Here is an 18,341-nt window from a genome sequence, read left to right as displayed (position 1 = left end):
CACGCCTGTGGATAACTTTGTGGGTAATACTTTGAAAAGCTGTCCATTAAATGGCAGCCATCAAGCCCATAAAGACCCTAGCCGAGCTTTCCCAGGTGCCTTGTCCACCTTTTCCCTTTATTATGTGTGCTCAGTTTTCAACCGACCGCACAGTGACTGCCTGACCGCCATGGCCATTTTGAACATTCTCGAATTCCCCGATCCGCGCCTGCGTACCATTGCCAAACCGGTAACGGTGTTTGACGACGCCTTGCGCCAGCTGATCGACGACATGTTCGAAACCATGTACGAAGCCCCGGGCATCGGCCTGGCGGCGACCCAGGTCAACGTGCACCAGCAAGTCGTGGTGATGGACCTGAGCGAAGACCGCAGCGAACCGCGGGTCTTCATCAACCCCAGCGTCGAAGAGCTGACCCACGACATGGGCCAGTACCAGGAAGGCTGCCTGTCGGTGCCGGGCTTCTACGAGAACGTCGACCGCCCGCTGCGCGTCCGGGTCAAGGCCCAGGACCGCGACGGCAAGCCGTACGAGCTGGAATGCGAGGGCCTGTTGGCAGTGTGCGTGCAGCACGAGTTCGATCACCTCAACGGCAAGCTGTTCGTCGACTACCTGTCGCAGCTCAAACGTGACCGGATCAAGAAGAAGCTGGAAAAGCAGCACCGCCAGCAAGCCTGATCACCACCTTCCAGAAGGCTTGCTCCGGCAAGCCTTTTTCTTTTTCAAGAAGCGAGAACTCCATGCGCATCGTCTTCGCAGGCACTCCAGAGTTTGCCGCCGAACACCTCAAGGCTTTGCTCGACAGCCCGTACGAGATCGTGGCCGTCTACACCCAGCCCGACCGCCCGGCCGGGCGTGGCCAGAAGCTGATGCCGAGCGCGGTCAAGGCGCTGGCCGTGGCCCACGATATCCCGGTGTACCAGCCGCAGACCCTGCGCAACGCCGACGCCCAGGCCGAACTCGCCGCACTGAAGCCGGACCTGATGGTGGTGGTCGCCTACGGCCTGATCCTGCCGCAAGCTGTGCTGGATATCCCACGCCTGGGCTGCATCAACAGCCACGCCTCGCTGCTGCCGCGCTGGCGCGGCGCCGCGCCGATCCAGCGCGCCGTGGAGGCCGGTGATACCGAGAGCGGCGTGACCGTGATGCGCATGGAAGCGGGCCTGGATACCGGCCCGATGCTGCTCAAGGTGGTCACCCCGATCAGTGCCGAGGACACCGGCGGTACCCTGCACGACCGCCTCGCCACCATGGGCCCGGGCGCCGTGGTGCAGGCCATCGCCGGCCTGGCCGATGGCAGCCTGCAAGGTGAAGTACAGGACGACGCCCTTGCCACTTACGCCCACAAGCTGAACAAGGACGAGGCGCGCATCGACTGGAACCGTCCGGCCGTTGAGCTTGAGCGCCTGATCCGTGCCTTCAACCCCTGGCCGGTGTGCCACAGCACCCTGGATGGCGAAAGCGTGAAGGTACTGGCCGCCAACTTGTCCACAGCCCAGGGCGCCCCCGGCGAAATCCTGTCAGCTAGCAAAGATGGCCTGGTGGTCGCCTGCGGTGACCAGGCCCTGAGCCTGACCCGCCTGCAACTGCCGGGTGGCAAGGCCCTCAACTTCGCCGACCTGTTCAACAGCCGCCGCGAGAAATTCGCCAGTGGCAAGGTGCTCGGCCAATGAACCCACGCCTGGCTGCCGCCCGTGCCCTTGCCGCCGTGCTCAGCGGCAAGGCTTCGCTGAACAGCTCGCTGCCGGCGCAACTGGACAAGGTCGAAGAACGCGACCGTGGCCTGACCCAGGACCTGGCCTTCGGCACCGCCCGCTGGCAGCCGCGCCTGGACCTGCTGGCCGCGCAGCTGTTGCAGAAACCCTTCAAGGCCGCCGACGCCGATGTGCAGGCGCTGCTGCTGGTCGGCCTGTACCAGCTGTTCTACACCCGCATCCCGGCCCACGCCGCCATCGGCGAAACCGTCGGGTGTGCCGACAAGCTGAAGAAGCCTTGGGCAAAAGGCCTGCTCAACGCCGTGCTGCGCCGCGCACAGCGTGAAGGGGAGGCACTGTTGGCCGACATGGAGCGCGACCCGGTGGTGCGCACTGCCCACCCGCGCTGGCTGCAGAAGTCGCTCAAGTCCTTCTGGCCTGAGCAGTGGGAAGCCATCTGCGCCGCCAACAACGCCCACCCGCCGATGATCCTGCGCATCAACCGCCGCCATCACAGCCGCGACGCTTACCTCGCGCTGCTGGACGAGGCCGGCATCAGCGCCAGCGCCTGCCGGTACAGCCGTGACGGCATCGTGCTGGCCGAAGCCTGCGACGTGCGCGGCCTGCCGGGCTTCGCCGAGGGTTGGGTCAGCGTGCAGGACGAAGCCGCACAGTTGTCCGCCGACCTGCTGGAACTGGCCCCCGGCCAGCGTGTGCTCGATGCGTGTTGCGCCCCTGGCGGCAAGACCTGCCACCTGCTTGAAGCCGAACCGGGCTTGGCGCACATGGTCGCCATCGACCTCGAGGCCAAGCGCCTGACCCGCGTGCGCGAGAACCTCGACCGCCTCATGCTCGACGCCGAGTTGATCGCCTGCGACGCCCGCGACACCGCCAGCTGGTGGGACGGCAAACCCTTCCAGCGCATCCTGCTCGACGCCCCCTGCTCGGCCACTGGCGTGATCCGCCGCCACCCGGATATCAAGCTGACCCGCCAGGCCGACGACATCCCGGCCCTGGCCGCGCTGCAAGGCGAGCTGCTCGACGCCCTGTGGCCGACCCTGGAAGTGGGCGGCATGCTGCTGTACGCCACCTGCTCGAGCCTGCCGACCGAGAACACCGAAGTGATTGACGCCTTCCTCGCCCGCACCCCCGGTGCCCGCGAGCTGGACCTGGCCACAGAAGCCGGTCTGCGCCAGCCCCACGGGCGCCAGCTGCTGGCCCAGGAAGGCGGCCACGACGGCTTCTACTATGCCAAGCTGATCAAGATCGCCGCCTCGCGGTAAGCACAAGAATGTAGGGAGTAGTGGATGAAGATCATCATCCTCGGCGCAGGGCAGGTAGGCGGCACGCTGGCGGAACACCTGGCCAGCGAAGCCAATGACATCACCGTGGTCGATACCGATGGCGAGCGCCTGCGCGATCTCGGCGACCGCCTCGACATCCGCACCGTGCAAGGCCGCGCCTCGCTGCCGACGGTGCTGCGCCAGGCCGGCGCCGACGACGCCGACATGCTGGTGGCGGTGACCAACAGCGACGAGACCAACATGGTCGCCTGCCAGGTGGCGTACTCGTTGTTCCACACCCCGACCAAGATCGCCCGGGTGCGGGAGTCGGCCTACCTGACCCGCGAAGAACTGTTCGACAACGACCATATTCCGGTGGATGTGCTGATCAGCCCCGAGCAGGTGGTGACCAACTACATCAAGCGCCTGATCGAACACCCCGGCTCCCTGCAGGTGATCGACTTCGCCGAGGGCAAGGCCCAGCTGGTGGCGGTCCGGGCCTACTACGGCGGGCCGCTGGTCGGCCAGCAACTGCGCCAGATCCGCGCCCACATGCCCAACGTCGACACCCGCGTGGCGGCCATCTTCCGCCGCGACCGGCCGATCACCCCACAGGGTGACACGGTGATCGAAGCTGACGACGAGGTGTTCTTCATTGCCGCGAAAAAGGACATCCGCGCGGTGATGGGCGAACTGCGCCGCATCGATGAGAGCAACAAGCGCGTGGTCATCGCCGGTGGCGGGCAGATCGGCGAGCGCCTGGCCGAGGCCATCGAGAGCCGCTACCAGGTGAAGATCATCGAGATGAACCCGGCCCGTTGCCGCCAGCTATCCGACACCCTGGAAAGCACCGTGGTGCTGCAGGGCAGCGCCTCGGACAAGGACCTGATGCTCGAAGAGAACATCGCCGACGCCGACATCTTCCTGGCCCTGACCAACGACGACGAGGCCAACATCATGGCGTCGCTGCTGGCCAAGCGCCTGGGCGCGCGCAAGGTGATGACCATCATCAACAACCCGGCCTATGTCGACCTGGTGCAGGGCGGCGACATCGACATCGCCATCAGCCCGCAGTTGGCCACCATCGGTACCCTGCTGGCCCACGTGCGCCGTGGCGATATCGTCAGCGTGCATTCGCTGCGCCGCGGTGCGGCCGAGGCCATCGAAGCCGTGGCCCATGGCGATTCGAAGTCGAGCAAGGTGGTCGGCAAGGCCATCGAGGACATCAACCTGCCGCCGGGCACCACCATCGGCGCAATCATCCGCGAGGACGAAGTGATGATCGCCCACGACGACACGGTGATCGAGTCGGGTGACCATGTGATCCTGTTCGTTGTGGATAAAAAGCATATTCGGGACGTGGAGAAGCTGTTCCACGTGGGCCTGAGTTTCTTCTAGGAGGGAAGGACATGCGTGAATCGTTGGAGAAGATGCTGGCCAAGGGTGTGGATAACCCGCTGCTGCGCTTTGGCTTGGGCAAGGCCTGGCTGGACGAGGGCAATGGCGCAGAGGCAGCGGTGCACCTGGCCAGCTGCGTGAAGCAGGACCCCAAGTATTCGGCGGCGTGGAAGCTGCTGGGCAAGGCATATCAGCTCAGCGGAGATCTGACTGGCGCGCGCAAGGCCTGGGAGGAGGGGATCGAGGCAGCGCAGGCCCATGGGGACAAGCAGGCCGAAAAAGAGATGACGGTGTTCTTGAAGAAGCTGAACAAGGTCTGAGATTGCCGGGGCTGCTTTGCAGCCCCCAAAAATCTCAATACCAGCGCGCCTCACCCGCCGGGCGCTTCTTGAAGCGCTTCATGCTCCACATGTACTGGCTCGGGTACTCGCGCACATAACGCTCGACCACCTTGCTCATGGCCGCCGCCGACTCATTCACATCGGTGCTGTACATGGCCTCTGGCGCGGCCTCCAGGAACACCTTGAAGCCCGAACCATCGGGCAGGCGCAGGGCGTGCAGGAATACCCCCACCGCCTTGCCACCCGCCAGCATGTTCGGCACGAACTTGCTGGTCAGCGCCTGGGTCCCCAGGAACGGCACGAACACCCCGGCAGACTCGGCCGGCTCCGGGTCGGCGGGAATGCCCACCTGGCCACCTCGGCGCACTTCCTTGATCACGCTGAGGATGCCTTCCTTGGTCGAAGGCGCCACGCGGTTGCCCATCTGCACGCGCTGTTCACGCAGCAGGTCGTCCACAGCCTTCAGCTTGGGCGGGCGGTAGAAGATGATCGGTTTGCACTGGTTGCAATAGAAGTGGTTGAGCACTTCCCAGTTGCCCAGGTGGCTGGTGATGCCGACCACGCCCTTGCCCGAGGCCAGGGCCTGCTCCAACACTTCCAGGCCGTGCACTTCCTTGACCAGGTCGAGCGAGCGCTGCGGCGGCCAGATCCAGGCGCAGGCGCTTTCGACGAACGACTTGCCGATGTCCTTGAGCGCGCGACCGACCAGTTGCTCACGCTCGGCCGGGTCCATCTCTGGGAAGCATTTGGCCAGGTTGATGCGCACGACATTGCGCGAGCCGTTGGGGATTTTCCACATCAGCCAGCCGATACCGGCGCCGACGCGCTGCACGGCGCCCCAGGGCAGCTTGGCAAACAGGCGCAGCACCCCGACCATCAGGGCGCCCTTGAACTTTTCCACAGGCGAATTCCTTATTTCAGCAAGGCGCGCATTGTACCCCGTCAGCGCACCAGCGCGGCGTAGCGATCGCAGTCGGTGGTGTGGTCCATGACCATGCCGGTGGCCTGCATGAAGGCGTAGCAGATGGTCGGCCCGACGAAAGTGAAGCCAGCCTTCTGCAAGGCCTTGCTCATCGCCTTGGCCTCGTCGGTGACCGCCGGCACGTCGCCACGGCCCTGGAAATGGTTGATCTTCGGCGCGCCGCCGACGAACGACCATAGCCACTCGGCGGGGTTATCCACAGCCAGCCAAGCCTGGGCATTGCGGCGCACGGCCTTGAGCTTGAGGCGGTTGCGGATGATGCCGGCATCCAGCATAAGCTCCTCGATGCGTTCATCGCTGAGCTGCGACAGTTTCAGCGGATCGAAGCCGTCCAGCACCTCGCGATAGCGCTCGCGTTTCTTCAATACCGTGATCCACGACAACCCCGCCTGGAACCCTTCGAGCAAAAGCATCTCGAAGAGCAACGCCGGGTCGCGCTGCGGCGTTCCCCACTCGTGGTCGTGATAGGCCTGGTACAACGGATCGTCGGAACACCAAAAGCAGCGTGGCATAAGGCTCCAATAACGTAGAGGGCGAGGCGAATCGGGTATACTCCCGCTCTTTACATCCGCATCCCCAGATACAGGTGAATTTCGTGAGCCAGCCTACGCCAGCCGTGCGTACCTTCCAAGACCTGATCCTCGCCCTGCAGAACTACTGGGCAGCTCAAGGTTGTGTGGTGCTTCAGCCCTACGATATGGAAGTAGGCGCCGGCACTTTCCACACCGCTACCTTCCTGCGCGCCGTGGGCCCGGAGACCTGGAACGCCGCCTACGTGCAGCCCAGCCGTCGCCCCGCCGACGGGCGGTATGGCGAAAACCCCAACCGCCTGCAGCACTACTACCAGTTCCAGGTGGTGCTCAAGCCAAACCCGGCGAACTTCCAGGAGCTGTACCTCGGCTCGCTGAAGGCCATCGGCATCGACCCACTGGTTCACGATATTCGCTTCGTCGAAGACAACTGGGAATCGCCAACCCTCGGCGCCTGGGGCCTGGGCTGGGAAATCTGGCTGAACGGCATGGAGGTGACTCAGTTCACCTACTTCCAGCAAGTCGGCGGTATCGAGTGCTACCCGGTCACGGGTGAAATCACCTACGGCCTGGAGCGCCTGGCCATGTACATCCAGGGCGTGGACTCGGTCTACGACCTGGTGTGGGCCGATGGCCCGTTCGGCAAGGTCACCTATGGCGACGTGTTCCACCAGAACGAAGTGGAGCAGTCGACCTACAACTTCGAGCACGCCAACGTCGAGAAGCTGTTCGAACTGTTCGATTTCTACGAAAGCGAAGCGAACCGCCTGATCAAGCTGGACCTGCCGCTGCCGACCTACGAAATGGTCCTGAAGGCCTCGCACACCTTCAACCTGCTGGACGCCCGCCGCGCCATCTCGGTGACCGAGCGTCAGCGCTACATCCTGCGCGTACGTACCCTGGCCCGGGACGTGGCGCAAAGCTATCTGCAAGCTCGCGCACGCCTGGGCTTCCCGATGGCCACCCCTGAACTGCGTGACGAAGTGTTGGCTAAGCTGGAGGCTGCTCAATGAGTGCTCAAGATTTCCTGGTTGAACTGGGCACCGAAGAGCTGCCACCCAAGGCCCTGGCGTCGCTGGGCGACGCCTTCCTCGCCGGTATCGAGAAAGGCCTGCAAGCCGCCGGCCTGAACTACACCGGCAAGCATGTCTACGCCGCGCCGCGCCGCCTGGCCGTGCTGATCAGCCAGCTGGACGTGCAGCAGCCGGACCGCAGCATCAACATCGACGGCCCGCCCCTGCAGGCCGCGTTCAATGCCGAAGGCCAGCCAACCCAGGCCGCCTTGGGCTTTGCCAAGAAGTGTGGCGTCGAACTGTCGGACATCGACCAGAGCGGCCCGAAGCTGCGCTTCTCCCAGCACATTCCGGGCAAGGCCACTGCCAGCCTGCTGCCAACCATCGTCGAGGATTCGCTCAACGACCTGCCGATCCCCAAGCGCATGCACTGGGGCGCCAGCCGTGAAGAGTTCGTGCGCCCGACCCAGTGGCTGGTGATGCTGCTGGGCGATCAGGTCGTCGACTGCACCATCCTGGCCCAGAAAGCCGGCCGTGAATCCCGTGGCCACCGCTTCCATCACCCGGAAAACGTACTCATCACCACCCCGGCCAACTACGTCGAGGACCTGCGCAAGGCCCACGTGCTGGCTGACTTTGCCGAGCGTCGGGAGCTGATCAGCAAGCGCACCGCAGAGTTGGCCATGCAGCAGGAAGGCACGGCCATCGTGCCGTCGGCGCTGCTGGACGAAGTGACCGCCCTGGTCGAGTGGCCGGTGCCGCTGGTGTGCTCGTTCGAGGAGCGTTTCCTCGAGGTGCCGCAGGAAGCGCTGATCACCACCATGCAGGACAACCAGAAGTACTTCTGCCTGCTGGACAGCGAAGGCAAGCTGCTGCCGCGCTTCATCACCGTGGCCAACGTCGAGAGCCGCGACCCCAAGCAGATCGTGCAGGGCAACGAGAAGGTCGTGCGCCCGCGCCTGACCGACGCCGAGTTCTTCTTCAAGCAAGACAAGAAGCAGCCCCTGGAAAGCTTCAACGAGCGCCTGAAGAACGTGGTGTTCCAGGCTCAGCTGGGTACCGTGTTCGAAAAAGCCGAGCGCGTCTCCAAGCTGGCCGCCTTCATTGCTCCGTACATCGGTGGCAGCGCCGCCAACGCTGGTCGTGCCGGCCTGCTGTCCAAGTGCGACCTGGCCTCGGAAATGGTCGGTGAGTTCCCGGAGATGCAAGGCATCGCCGGCTACTACTACGCCCTCAACGATGGCGAGCCGGAAGACGTCGCCCTGGCGCTGAACGAGCAGTACATGCCGCGCGGCGCTGGCGCCGAGCTGCCGCAGACCCTCACCGGTGCCGCCGTGGCCATCGCCGACAAGCTCGACACCCTGGTCGGCATCTTCGGCATCGGCATGCTGCCCACCGGCAGCAAGGACCCATACGCCCTGCGCCGTGCCGCCCTGGGCGTGCTGCGTATCCTGATCGAGAAGCAGCTCGACCTGGACCTGAATGTCGCGGTCGAGTTCGCGGTCAAGCAGTTCGGTGCCAAGGTCAAGGCCGCCGGCCTGTCCGAACAGGTACTGGAGTTCGTCTTCGACCGTCTGCGCGCACGCTACGAGGACGAAGGCATCGACGTCTCCACCTACCTGTCGGTGCGTGCCCTGAAGCCGGGCTCGGCGCTGGACTTCGACCAGCGCGTGCAGGCCGTGCAGGCCTTCCGCAAACTGCCGGAAGCCGAAGCCCTGGCGGCAGCGAACAAGCGCGTGTCGAACCTGCTGGGTAAAGCCGAAGGTGCCATCGCCGACCAGGTCGAGCCGAAGTACTTCGACAACGCCAACGAGTTCTCCCTGTACTCGGCCATCCAGCAGGCCGACCAGGCCGTGCAACCGATGGCAGCCGCGCGCCAGTACAGCGAAGCCCTGGCCCGCCTGGCCGCCCTGCGTGACCCGGTCGACGCCTTCTTCGAGGCGGTGATGGTCAACGCCGAGGACGCCAAGGTACGCGCCAACCGTTATGCCCTGCTCAGCCGCCTGCGCGGCCTGTTCCTGGGCGTGGCCGATATCTCGCTGCTGGGGTAAGTCGTTGAAACTGCTGATTCTTGATCGAGACGGAGTGATCAACCACGACTCCGACGCCTATATCAAGTCGCTGGAGGAGTGGGTCCCCATTCCCGGCTCGATCGAGGCTATCGCGCAGTTGAGCAAGGCGGGCTGGACGGTGGCCGTGGCCACCAACCAGTCCGGCATTGCCCGCGGCTACTATTCGCCGGAAACCCTCGAGGCCATGCATGCGCGCCTGCGCGCCCTGGTGGCCGAGCAGGGTGGCGAGGTCGGCCTGATCGTGCATTGCCCGCACGGCCCGGACGCAGGCTGCGATTGCCGCAAGCCCAAGCCCGGCATGCTGCTGGCGATTGCCGAGCACTACCAGGTGCCATTGGCTGGCGTATGGTTCGTCGGTGACAGCAAAGGTGACCTGGAGGCGGCCCTGGCCGTCGATGCACAACCCGTGCTGGTCAAAACCGGCAAGGGCGAGAGGACCCTGGAAAAAGGCGTCGCGCAAACTACACTGATTTTCGACGATCTGGCGGCTATCGCCAGAGAAATTATTTAAATGAGTGCGCCTGGAGTGGCGCACTTTTCATTAGGCGGGCACGCCCCGCAACGGTACATGCCACTATGTCGATCCTGCAGGCGATCAGAATCTTTCTTTTTTACCTGCTGTTGGGCACCAGTTCGCTACTGTGGTGCTCGCTGAGCTTCTTCGTCGCGCCCTTCCTGCCGTTCCCCAAGCGCTACAAGTTCATCAACGTGTACTGGTGCCGCTGCGCATTGTTTTTGGTGCGCACGGTCCTGGGCATCGACTACAAGATCACCGGTGCCGAGAACGTGCCGAAAGTGCCTTGCGTGATCCTGTCGAACCACCAGAGCACCTGGGAAACCTTCCTGCTCTCCGCATATTTCTCGCCGCTGAGCCAGGTGCTCAAGCGCGAACTGCTGTATGTGCCCTTCTTCGGCTGGGCCATGGCCATGCTGCGGCCGATCGCCATCGATCGCAAGAACCCCAAAGAGGCACTGCGCCAGGTCGCCAGCCAGGGCGACGAGCTGCTCAAGCAGGGCACCTGGGTACTGATCTTCCCCGAAGGCACCCGTGTGCCCCATGGCCAGATCGGCAAGTTTTCTCGCGGCGGTACCGCCCTGGCGGTCAACGCCGGGCTGCCGGTACTGCCGATTGCCCACAACGCCGGCAAGTTCTGGCCGCGTGAAGGCTGGGGCAAGCGGCCGGGCACCATCGAGGTGGTTATAGGTGAACCGATGTATGCAGTGGGCACTGGCCCACGTGCCATCGCCGAGCTGAACGACCGCGCCCAGGCCTGGAACGAAGCGACCCAGCGTGCCATGGGTTCACTGCCGCCGCTGGCGGAAAACCCGGAGCAGCAGCCAGCCTGACGATCTGTGGATAACTTGTTAGCAAGTTTTGCATGGATGATCGTGAATACATGCTAAGTGGTTGAATTAGCTGTTTATTTCCATGTATGACGTTTTTGCTAAAATCGTGCATAAGTTTTTTCGCGCTATAAAAAAACCGGCTTTTACGCCGGTTTTTTTGTGCCCGTGAAGCCGCAGGCTGGGGCCGCTTGGCGGCCCCGGCCACCTCAGACCTTATCGATATCCACGTCCTTGGTCTCTTTCAGGCAGAAGATCCCCACCACCAGGCTCACTCCGGTGATCAGCACCGGATACCACAGTCCATAGAAGATATCCCCGGTGTACACCACCAACGCGAACGACACCGTTGGCAGGAAGCCACCGAACCAGCCGTTGCCGATATGGTAGGGCAGGGACATCGAGGTATAGCGGATCCGCGTCGGGAACAGCTCGACCATCACCGCCGCCAGTGGCCCGTAAGTCATGGTGGCGATCAGGATCATGGCAACGATCAGCACCACCACCATCACCTGGTTCACATGCGCCGGGTCGGCCTTGGCCGGATAGCCAGCCGCTTCGATGGCGCTGCGCATGGCCGCCTCGTCGAAGCCGTTGATGGTCTTGTCACCGATGCTCACCTGCACTTCGCTGCCGGCAGCCTCGACCGAGCTGTAGGGCAGGCCCTGTTTGACCAGGAAGGTCTTTACCTTGTCGCAGGGGCTGTCGAAACGGGCCTTGCCCACCGGGTCGAACTGGAAGGTGCAGCCTTGCGGGTTGGCGCTGACGACGATGGGCGCTTCCCGGCTGGCGGCGTCGATCTGCGGGTTGGCGTAATGGCTCAGCGCCTTGAACATCGGGAAGTAGCACACGGTGGCCAGCAGCAGGCCGACCATGAGGATTGGCTTACGCCCGATACGGTCCGACAGCCAGCCGAAGAACACGAAGAACGGCGCGCCGATCACCACGCTGATGATCAACAGGGTATTGGCCTGTGCCGGGTCCATCTTGAGCATCTGGGTCATGAAGAACAGCACGTAGAACTGTGCGGTGTAGAAGGTCACCGCTTGCCCAGCGTTGATGCTGAACAGCGCGGTCAGAACCACCTTGAGGTTCGGCCAGGAGGTGAACGATTCGCGGATCGGCGACTTGCTTATCTTGCCCTGGGCTTTCATTTTCACGAACGCCGGCGACTCGTGCATGCTCATGCGGATCCAGGTGGAGATCGCCAGCAGGACGATCGATAGCAGGAACGGCAGACGCCAGCCCCAGGTCTCGAACTGATCGCCGCTGATATAGCGACTGGCCAGGACCACGATCAGCGACAACAGCAGGCCGAGTGTGGCGGTGGACTGGATGAAACCGGTGTGGAAACCGCGCTTGCCAGGCGGGGCGTGTTCGGCCACGTAAGTGGCCGCACCGCCGTACTCGCCGCCCAGCGCCAGTCCCTGGAGCATGCGCAGTACCACGAGGATGATCGGTGCGGCGATACCGATGCTGGCATAGGTGGGCAGCAGACCAACGGCGAAGGTCGAGAGGCCCATCAATACGATGGTCACCAGGAAGGTGTACTTGCGCCCGATCATGTCCCCGAGACGGCCGAACACCAAGGCGCCGAACGGGCGCACCAGGAAACCGGCGGCGAAGGCCATCAAGGCAAAGATGAACGCGGTGGTGTCGTTGACCCCTGCAAAGAACTGCTTGCTGATCACCGCCGCCAAGGCGCCATAGAGAAAGAAGTCATACCACTCGAACACTGTCCCGAGGGATGACGCGAAAATGATCTTGCGTTCCTCACGGCGGCTCGGGCTGCTCGCCACCGCGCCCTGTTCCTGGATGTAATCCGACATCGTTGCTGTCCTCGGCCCCTAGGGCCACAGTGATTATTCTTGTTGTTCCACTGCCGGCAGCCGCTGACCGCGCTGCCGCTGTTGCACACACCCGGGTCAGGGCGTCGGTATCGCGTTGCTGTCGCTGAGGTTGGTCTGGGTGTTGGCCCCCTTGAGGATCAGTTGTGCCGCCTTTTCGGCAATCATCAACGTGGGTGAACAGGTATTGCCGGAGACTATCTGCGGCATGATCGAGGCATCCGCCACACGCAGGCCCGGAATGCCGTGCACGCGCAGCTGGTTATCCACAACATCGAGCGCACCGCTGCCCATGCGGCAGGTACCTACCGGGTGGAAGATGGTGGTACCGATCTGACCGGCGGCTTGGTGCAACGCTTCCTCGCTCTGCAGGGCAGGGCCGGGCAGGTACTCGCGGGGTTCGAAGGCGGCCAGGGCAGGGGCCTGGACGATGCGCCGGGTAAGGCGGATGGCGTCGGCAGCCACACGCAGGTCCTCGGAGGCGCTGAGGTAGTTGGGGTCGATCAGCGGCGCGGCGTTCATGTCCGCCGAGCGGATATCGATCCGCCCCCGGCTGGCCGGGCGCAGGTTGCATACCGACGCGGTGAAGGCCGGGAACCGATGCAGCGGCTCGCCGAAGCGCTCCAGCGACAAGGGCTGGACGTGATACTGAAGATTGGCGGTCTCTTGCTCTGGGCTCGAACGGGCGAAGGCGCCCAACTGACTCGGCGCCATGGCCAGTGGTCCACTGCGGTCGTATGCATAGCGCAGGCCCATGCCCAGCTTACCCCACAAGCTGTTGGCCATCTGGTTAAGGGTGCGTGTGTTCTGGATCTGGTAGATCAGGCGCAATTGCAGGTGGTCCTGCAGGTTGCCGCCGACGCCAGGCATGTCGTGGCGCACGGCGATGCCCAACCCTTCGAGCAGTTTGCGTGGGCCGATCCCCGAGCGCTGCAGGATGCCGGGCGAACCGACCGAACCTGCGCAGAGAATAATCTCGCGGCGTGCCGCGAACTCATGCCATGCACCTTGCCACAGTGCCCTTACAGCCCGGGCGCGTGTGTTGCCGAGCACAACCTGGTCGACCTGCACGCCGGTCAGCACAGTCAGGTTTGCTCGCTTGAGGATGGGCCTGAGAAACGCCTTGGCCGAGTTCCAGCGCACACCATTGCGCTGGTTGACCTGAAAGTATCCACAGCCGGCGTTGTCGCCCGTATTGAAGTCGTCGATCCTGGCGATGCCGCTTTGTTCGGCCGCGTCGCGAAAGGCATCGAGGATCGGCCAGCTGTAGCGCTGCTGCTCGACCCGCCATTCACCGTCGGCACCATGGCTGTCGCTGGCACCGGCATAGTGGCTCTCGCTGGCCTTGAACAGCGGCAGCACATCCTTCCATGCCCAGCCCTCGTTGCCTTGCTCGGCCCAAAGGTCGTAGTCGGCAGCCTGGCCGCGCATGTAGATCATGCCGTTGATGGACGAACAGCCACCCAGCACCTTGCCTCGCGGATAGCCCAGGGAACGCCCGTTCAGCCCAGGCTGGGCCTCGGTCTTCATGCACCAGTCGGTGCGTGGATTGCCGATGCAGTAAAGGTAACCGACGGGGATATGAATCCAGGGATAGTTGTCACGCCCGCCCGCCTCGAGCAGCAACACCCGGCAGGATGGGTCGGCGGACAAACGATTGGCCAGCAGGCAACCGGCGGGACCGGCTCCCACGACCACATAGTCGTAGACAGAATCGGCTGATGGCATGTGCAACCTCGCGCCTGATTATTATTCTTGTCCCGATCCATCTTATTGATTAATTTCGCGGAGGAAACACGAGATTTCGCGCAGCCGTTGTGCGTTTTAGCACAGCGACTATCCGATTGTGGGGGCGGGCTTGCCCCGCATGGCTTCAACAGCCAGCACATCCAAGGACGCCCATGTTCGACTGGAACGATCTGCGGTTTTTCCTCGAGTTGCAGCGTAGCGGCCGCCTGCTCAGCGCCGCCAAGCGCCTCAACACTACCCACAGCACCGTCGCCCGGCATATCGAGAGCATCGAGAAGCACCTGGGCACCGCGCTATTCGTGCAGCACGCCCAGGGCTATGAACTCACCCCCTCCGGCCAGGCCCTGCTCAAGCACGCCGAAGCCATGGAGAACGTTGCCCTGCTTGCGCAGGAAGAAATCACCCAGGCCATCACGCCGCTGGGCAAGATCCGCCTTGGCGTGACCGAAGGCATCGGTATCATGTTCTTCACTCCGCGCATGAAGGCACTGTTCCAGCGTTACCCAGGGCTGGAGGTGGAACTGGTGGCGGTGCCGCGGTTCGTCAGTATCCTCAACCGCGAAGCCGAGATCAGCATTCACCTGGAACGGCCCAACGCCGACCTGCTGATCACCCGCAAGCTCACCGACTACCGTCTGGCCCTGTACGCCAGCCAGGACTACCTGAATCAGGCGCCGTCGCTCAACACCCGCGAAGATCTGGCCCGGCACAACTGGATCGGCTACGTCGACGACCTGCTGTTCAGTCAGGAACTGCTGTTCCTCAACAGCTTCTGCCGCGCGCCCAACGTGGTGTTCAGAAGCACCAGCGTGATCGCCCAGCAGCACGCCGCCCAGGCCGGGCTGGGTATCGCCGTGCTGCCCAACTACATGGCCCGACACGATCCGAAGCTGGTACGCGTACTGCCCAGCGAGACCATCCAGCGCAGCTACTGGATCTGTACCCGCCGCGAGCTGCACAAGTCGGTGCGCCTGCGGGTGGTGTGGGATTACCTGCTGGCGCTGTGCGCCGCCCAGCAGGAAGAATTGCTAGCCGAGTAGTGCCTTGCCGGCGAGCAGCACGGCGGCGCCGCAGCCCACCATGGCGAACAGCTGCTGCAGGCGCGGACCGGCCAGCTTGCTCGCCAATGGCCGCGCCAGCAGCAAACCCAGCACCGCCCCTGCGGCGAACGGTGCACCGACCCTCCAATGCATCACGCCCGCCACGCTGGCGCTGACCACACTGCCAGTGGACACCAGGGCGATCACCGCCAGCGAAGTGGCGACGATGCTTTTCATGTTCAGGTTGGTGTAGCGGTTCAAGGCCGGAATGATCACGAAGCCGCCACCGACGCCCAGCAGGCCAGACAGCAACCCCGACAACATTCCGGTAAACGCCAGCGCGCGGGCGCAGGGGAGAGTCCAGCGCAAGCGCCCCTGCAACGGGTTGAGCACGCAAGGCATGATCTCCCGTTCGCCGCAAGGTGACTCGCCGCGCAGCTCCCGTGCTGCCTTGCGCCAGATTCGCAAACAGGCGTACACCAACACCCCGGTGAAAACCAAGGCCAAAGGTAGGTTGGGCACACGGTGAGCGAGCATCAGGCCCAACGGCGCGCAGGCAATCCCGATCAGCGCGATGAACAGGGCCGCCCGGTAGCGCACCAGCCCCTGGCGCAGGCCAAGCACTGCACCGACTGCCGCCGCCAACCCCACGGCCAGCAGGCCGATCGGGGCCGCCTCGACCATGCTCAGCCCCAGGCCAAACACCAGCAGCGGTACCGCGAGGATACCGCCACCGGCGCCGGTCAACGCCAACACCGCGCCAATGATCGCGCCAAGCCCGGCGCCCAGCAGTTGTTGCTCGATCACTGTTGCGCCTCGACCACCAAGGGTTGCGGCCGGGCCAGCCACTCGCGGCCCTTGAGCATGGCTTTCCAGTACAGCGGCGGCAGGATCTGCGCCTTGAGCAGCCAAGCCAGGCGGGTTGGCCTGCGGCCATCGAGCAGCCAACGCGGGAAGCTCGGTGCCAGCTTGCCGCCGTAGGTGAACTCGGCCAGGACGATCTTGCCACGCTCCACTGTCAGCGGGCAGGAGCCGTAGCCATCGTATTGCGCGAGGGTCGCGAGCCGGCCAAGCGCCACCAGCACATTGTTGGCCACCACCGGCGCCTGCTTGCGGGCGGCAGCGGCGGTCTTGGCATTGGTGGTGTTGGCCACGTCGCCCAGAGCATGGATATTGCCAAACTGGCGATGGCGCAAGGTATGCGGATCGACATCCACCCAACCCGCCGCGTCAGCCAGTGGGCTCTGGCGGATGAAATCAGGCGCCACCTGAGGTGGAACCACATGCAGCATGTCGAAGGCTTCGACGCGGGTCTCGGTACTGCCGTCGGGGAGGGTGCGCACGAACGTGGCACGCTTGTTCGCGCCATCCACCGCCGTCAGGCGATGCTGATAGTTCAGGTCGACGCCGTACTTGTCGATATAGCTCATCAGCGCCGGCACATAGTCCGGCACACCGAACAGCACCGCGCCGGCATTGAAGAAGCTGGCCCTCACGTTGCCCAGGTGGCCGCTGCGCAGCCAGTGGTCACACGACAGGTACAGCGCCTTCTGCGGCGCGCCGGCGCACTTGATCGGCATCGGCGGCTGGGTGAAAAGGGCGCGCCCCTGCTTGAGGTCCTGCACCAGTTGCCAGGTATAGGGTGCCAGGTCATAGCGGTAGTTGGAGGTGACACCGTTGCGCCCAAGGGTCTCACTCAAGCCTTCGATGGCATTCCAATCGAGCTTCAAACCCGGGCAGACCACCAGCTGTTCATAGCTGACAGCGCGACCACCCTCGAGCAGCACCAGTTGGCCCTGGGGATCGAAGCCGTCCACCCGCGCCTTGATCCAGCGCACATCGCGGGGCAGGGTGGCGGCCATGGTGTGGGCGGTACTCGACGCCTTGAACACACCGGCACCGACCATGGTCCAGCCTGGCTGGTAGTAGTGCACATCGGCGGGGTCGATCAGGGCAATATCCAGCGAAGGATCACGGGCGATCAGGCTGGCGGCGGTGGCGATACCGGCGGCACCTGCGCCAACGATCACCACCTTGTGGTGGTCGGCACGGGAGGAATCGGCAGGGGACAGGGCAGGCATGGCGGTGTTCCTTGGAAATCTCGTTATGGGTACGGCGTGGCTTACAGCTTGTTCAGCGGGATCTTCAGGTAGCTCACACCGTTTTCTTCAGGTTCGGGGAATTGCCCACTGCGCATGTTGATCTGCACCGAGGGCAAGATCAGCACGGGCATGTCGAGGGTCTTGTCACGGGCTTCGCGCATCTGCACGAAGCTGTCTTCGCTGACTCCTTGATGAATATGGATGTTGTCGGCGCGTTGCTCGGCCACGGTGGTGACGAAGCACAGCTCACGGCCACCAGGCAGGTAGTCGTGGCACATGAACAGCCGGGTCTGGTCCGGGAAGGCGAGCAGGCGACGGATCGACTTGTACAGGGTTCTTGCGCTAGCGCCCGGGAAGTCGCAACGGGCGGTGCCATAGTCAGGAGTGAACAAGGTGTCGCCGACGAACACGGCGGTCTCACCCGCATCCTCGATCATATAGCTCATGCACGCTGGGGTATGCCCAGGGGTGTGCAGGGCACGGGCATGCAGATTGCCAATGCGGAATCCTTCTTCATCTTCGAACAGAACGTCGAACTGGCTGCCGTCGCGAGCAAAGCCCGGCTCGGCGTTGAACAGGGTGCCGAAGACTTTCTGTACCTGAGTGATCTGCGCACCGATCGCGATGCTGCCGCCCAGCCGGGCCTTGAGGTAGGCCGCCGCAGACAGATGGTCGGCGTGCACATGGGTATCCAGAATCCATTGAACCTTGGCATCCAGCGCCTCGACGCGGGCGATCAGCTTGTCCGCCGAGCTTGTGCAGGTACGCCCGGACTTGGGGTCGTAATCCAGCACGCTGTCGATCAGCGCGCATTGCCGCGTCTCGTCATCCATGACCAGGTAGCTGATGGTCCAGGTCGCCTTGTCGAAGAACTCTTCGACGTGAAGGTTGTTGCCGATGATCATTGCACTCTCCAGTTGTCCCAAGCCTCCTTGAAGGCATAGGCAG

At 63.7% G+C, this 18,341-nt stretch carries 17 protein-coding genes; 10 read left to right on the top strand and 7 right to left on the bottom strand.

Annotation, left to right across the window (positions count from 1 at the left end):
* Nucleotides 1–169: 169 nt before the first annotated feature.
* The 5 genes from def (at nt 170) to AC3WL2_RS03135 (ending at nt 4,693) form a co-directional block, all read left to right on the top strand.
* Nucleotides 170–676: a peptide deformylase gene (def, locus tag AC3WL2_RS03155; RefSeq protein ID WP_038707094.1), complete on the top strand. Its 507-nt coding sequence runs from the start codon at nt 170–172 to the stop codon at nt 674–676.
* A gap of 62 nt (nt 677–738) precedes the next feature.
* Nucleotides 739–1,671 carry a methionyl-tRNA formyltransferase gene (fmt, locus tag AC3WL2_RS03150; protein ID WP_102683368.1) on the top strand — a complete coding sequence of 311 codons (933 nt, stop codon included), beginning with the start codon at nt 739–741 and terminating at the stop codon, nt 1,669–1,671.
* Nucleotides 1,668–2,975, top strand: coding sequence for a 16S rRNA (cytosine(967)-C(5))-methyltransferase RsmB (gene rsmB / locus AC3WL2_RS03145; protein WP_102683369.1), 1,308 nt, complete (start codon nt 1,668–1,670; stop codon nt 2,973–2,975). The genes fmt and rsmB overlap by 4 nt, the downstream gene beginning before the upstream one ends.
* 24 nt (nt 2,976–2,999) lie before the next feature.
* Entirely contained in the window at nt 3,000–4,373 is a 1,374-nt protein-coding gene (gene trkA, locus AC3WL2_RS03140) for a Trk system potassium transporter TrkA (RefSeq protein WP_023629849.1), read from the top strand.
* A gap of 11 nt (nt 4,374–4,384) precedes the next feature.
* Nucleotides 4,385–4,693, top strand: a complete 309-nt coding sequence (locus tag AC3WL2_RS03135) for a tetratricopeptide repeat protein (protein ID WP_102683370.1) — start codon at nt 4,385–4,387, stop codon at nt 4,691–4,693.
* Between the two features lie 34 nt (nt 4,694–4,727).
* Here AC3WL2_RS03135 and AC3WL2_RS03130 read toward each other — a convergent pair whose 3' ends face one another.
* Together AC3WL2_RS03130 and AC3WL2_RS03125 are read right to left on the bottom strand one after the other, a co-directional pair.
* Nucleotides 4,728–5,615: a lysophospholipid acyltransferase gene (locus AC3WL2_RS03130; protein ID WP_023629851.1), complete on the bottom strand. Its 888-nt coding sequence runs from the start codon at nt 5,613–5,615 to the stop codon at nt 4,728–4,730.
* Nucleotides 5,616–5,656: 41 nt separating this feature from the next.
* The gene (locus AC3WL2_RS03125; RefSeq protein ID WP_038707091.1) at nt 5,657–6,208 is read right to left on the bottom strand and encodes a DNA-3-methyladenine glycosylase I; all 552 of its coding nucleotides are present in this window, start codon (nt 6,206–6,208) and stop codon (nt 5,657–5,659) included.
* 83 nt (nt 6,209–6,291) lie between these two features.
* Between AC3WL2_RS03125 and glyQ the strand changes: the two genes are divergently transcribed.
* From glyQ to AC3WL2_RS03105, 4 genes are all read left to right on the top strand, one after another.
* Nucleotides 6,292–7,239, top strand: a complete 948-nt coding sequence (gene glyQ / locus AC3WL2_RS03120; RefSeq protein ID WP_023629852.1) for a glycine--tRNA ligase subunit alpha — start codon at nt 6,292–6,294, stop codon at nt 7,237–7,239.
* Nucleotides 7,236–9,290 carry a glycine--tRNA ligase subunit beta gene (gene glyS / locus AC3WL2_RS03115; protein ID WP_102683371.1) on the top strand — a complete coding sequence of 685 codons (2,055 nt, stop codon included), beginning with the start codon at nt 7,236–7,238 and terminating at the stop codon, nt 9,288–9,290. The genes glyQ and glyS overlap by 4 nt, the downstream gene beginning before the upstream one ends.
* A gap of 4 nt (nt 9,291–9,294) precedes the next feature.
* Nucleotides 9,295–9,822: a D-glycero-beta-D-manno-heptose 1,7-bisphosphate 7-phosphatase gene (gene gmhB / locus AC3WL2_RS03110; RefSeq protein WP_102683372.1), complete on the top strand. Its 528-nt coding sequence runs from the start codon at nt 9,295–9,297 to the stop codon at nt 9,820–9,822.
* Nucleotides 9,823–9,887: 65 nt separating this feature from the next.
* Nucleotides 9,888–10,658: a lysophospholipid acyltransferase family protein gene (locus AC3WL2_RS03105; RefSeq protein WP_102683373.1), complete on the top strand. Its 771-nt coding sequence runs from the start codon at nt 9,888–9,890 to the stop codon at nt 10,656–10,658.
* 206 nt (nt 10,659–10,864) lie between these two features.
* On the opposite strand, the gene AC3WL2_RS03100 is transcribed toward AC3WL2_RS03105, so the two are convergent.
* Nucleotides 10,865–12,484 carry an MFS transporter gene (locus tag AC3WL2_RS03100; protein ID WP_046853575.1) on the bottom strand — a complete coding sequence of 540 codons (1,620 nt, stop codon included), beginning with the start codon at nt 12,482–12,484 and terminating at the stop codon, nt 10,865–10,867.
* Nucleotides 12,485–12,580: 96 nt separating this feature from the next.
* Complete coding sequence (locus AC3WL2_RS03095) at nt 12,581–14,230, bottom strand: GMC family oxidoreductase (RefSeq protein WP_102683374.1); 1,650 nt, start codon at nt 14,228–14,230, stop codon at nt 12,581–12,583.
* 173 nt (nt 14,231–14,403) lie between these two features.
* Between AC3WL2_RS03095 and AC3WL2_RS03090 the strand changes: the two genes are divergently transcribed.
* Nucleotides 14,404–15,291: a LysR family transcriptional regulator gene (locus tag AC3WL2_RS03090; RefSeq protein ID WP_102683375.1), complete on the top strand. Its 888-nt coding sequence runs from the start codon at nt 14,404–14,406 to the stop codon at nt 15,289–15,291.
* Here AC3WL2_RS03090 and AC3WL2_RS03085 read toward each other — a convergent pair.
* From AC3WL2_RS03085 to AC3WL2_RS03075, 3 genes are read right to left on the bottom strand one after another with little or no spacing between them, the layout of a single operon-like run.
* On the bottom strand, nt 15,280–16,098 hold the full coding sequence (locus AC3WL2_RS03085) for a sulfite exporter TauE/SafE family protein (RefSeq protein ID WP_102683376.1): 819 nt from the start codon (nt 16,096–16,098) through the stop codon (nt 15,280–15,282). The two genes, AC3WL2_RS03090 and AC3WL2_RS03085, sit on opposite strands and share 12 nt — an antisense overlap.
* Nucleotides 16,095–17,372: an NAD(P)/FAD-dependent oxidoreductase gene (locus AC3WL2_RS03080; protein WP_102683377.1), complete on the bottom strand. Its 1,278-nt coding sequence runs from the start codon at nt 17,370–17,372 to the stop codon at nt 16,095–16,097. The genes AC3WL2_RS03085 and AC3WL2_RS03080 overlap by 4 nt, the downstream gene beginning before the upstream one ends.
* A 41-nt stretch (nt 17,373–17,413) precedes the next feature.
* Nucleotides 17,414–18,298 carry an MBL fold metallo-hydrolase gene (locus AC3WL2_RS03075; RefSeq protein ID WP_102683378.1) on the bottom strand — a complete coding sequence of 295 codons (885 nt, stop codon included), beginning with the start codon at nt 18,296–18,298 and terminating at the stop codon, nt 17,414–17,416.
* Nucleotides 18,299–18,341: the final 43 nt, after the last annotated feature.

The sequence above is a fragment of the Pseudomonas sp. FW305-96 genome, from assembly GCF_058783825.1.
Note: the sequence above shows the minus strand (reverse complement) of the source record. Positions and strands in the feature narration are given on the sequence as shown.